At 26.1% G+C, this 1,528-nt stretch carries 1 protein-coding gene and 1 riboswitch; the gene reads left to right on the top strand.

Annotated features, from left to right (window positions below):
- Positions 1 to 201 precede the first annotated feature (201 nt).
- Positions 202 to 302: riboswitch (purine riboswitch) on the top strand.
- 89 nt (positions 303 to 391) lie between these two features.
- The gene (locus JOC62_RS19050) at positions 392 to 964 is read left to right on the top strand and encodes a xanthine phosphoribosyltransferase (RefSeq protein ID WP_204596845.1); all 573 of its coding nucleotides are present in this window, start codon (positions 392 to 394) and stop codon (positions 962 to 964) included.
- Positions 965 to 1,528: the final 564 nt, after the last annotated feature.

Raw genomic sequence — 1,528 nt, 5'->3', positions numbered from 1 at the left:
TAGCGCCAATGGTACTGCACGGGAGACTGTGTGGGAGAGTAGGACGTTGCCAGGTGAGTAACGAAAAGAGATAGTTTAATTACTATCTCTTTTTTATATTATAATGTAAAAAAATATGCTTATTTATCTTTACATTATTATGTAATATAAAAAATTTATAAAAATGCTTGTACTTACAAGTATATAATGATATATTATATTAAAAATTATTTTTATTAGATTCGTATATGCTCAATTAAAGTTATGGCTTGAGCGTTTCTACAAGGAGCCAAATCCTAACTACGAATATATAGTGAAATTTTATATAAACTATATGTTCCTAGACTAAAGTGGTCTAGTTTTTTTGTTATTAGGATCATTTATTTAAGATATTAAGGAGAGGAACATTAAGATGGAATTATTAAAAGATAAGATAAGACAAGATGGAAAAGTAAGAGAAGGAAACATATTAAAAGTAGATAGTTTTTTAAATCATCAAATGGATATTAAGCTTTTAAATGAAATAGGAAAAGAATTTAAAAGAAGATTCAAAGATGAAAAGATAGATAAGATATTAACTATAGAAGCATCAGGAATAGGTATAGCAGCTATAGTTGCTCAATATTTTGATTATGTTCCAGTTGTTTTTGCAAAGAAAACTGAAAGTCTTAATTTAGATAAAGAATTATATGAAGTTAAAGTTCACTCATTTACTAAGAATAAAGAATATAGTGTTAGAGTTGGAAAGAGATTTTTAAATAAAGGCGAAAATATATTAGTAATAGACGATTTCTTAGCTAAGGGATGTGCTTCAAAGGGATTAATAGAATTAGTTAATCAAGCAGGGGCAAATTTAGTGGGAATAGGAATAGTTATAGAAAAAGGATTCCAAGAAGGTAGAAGTGTATTAGAATCTTTAGGAGCAAAGGTTGAATCATTAGCAATAATAGAAAGTATAACTGATGGAGAAATAAAGTTTAAGTAAATATACATATTATGATAGAGAAAAAAGAAAACTAAATTCTTTTTTCTCTATTTTTATTAATATAGATTTCTATAAGACTATAAGTTTACTTGATTATAATCTTATATATAGTATAAGTTATTAAAGTTTAACGAAACTGAACCTAGTGTATCAATAGTAGCATAATAGTTATATTTAAAGAAAATTAGAGATATATGAGAATAAATTAATTAAATCAGATTATTTGAAATAGATATGCCATATATATGTGGTATCATTAGTTTCGTTGTCCAAGCGAAAGCTAAGTAAACATAATAAATACGACATTAAGAAATGTCGAAAAATGTTGACAAGTAATCGTTTAGATGATATAATGATTAAGTTGCTAAGGGGAGTAGGAAACACCTTGAAATTCAGAAAAAACTTCTGAAAAAAGATGTTGACATAAAACTTCTAAAGTGATAAGATAATCAAGTCGCTTCAAGGCGATGAGATAAAATGGTCTTTGAAAATTGAACAGAATATATAAAACATTTAAACAACCAGCAATTCTTTTTATTAAAGTAAGTTTTATGAGTGAAAAGA

It is taken from the genome of Clostridium sardiniense, assembly GCF_016907995.1.
Taxonomy (GTDB): domain Bacteria; phylum Bacillota; class Clostridia; order Clostridiales; family Clostridiaceae; genus Clostridium; species Clostridium sardiniense.
This window is presented reverse-complemented; position numbering and strand designations above follow the sequence as displayed.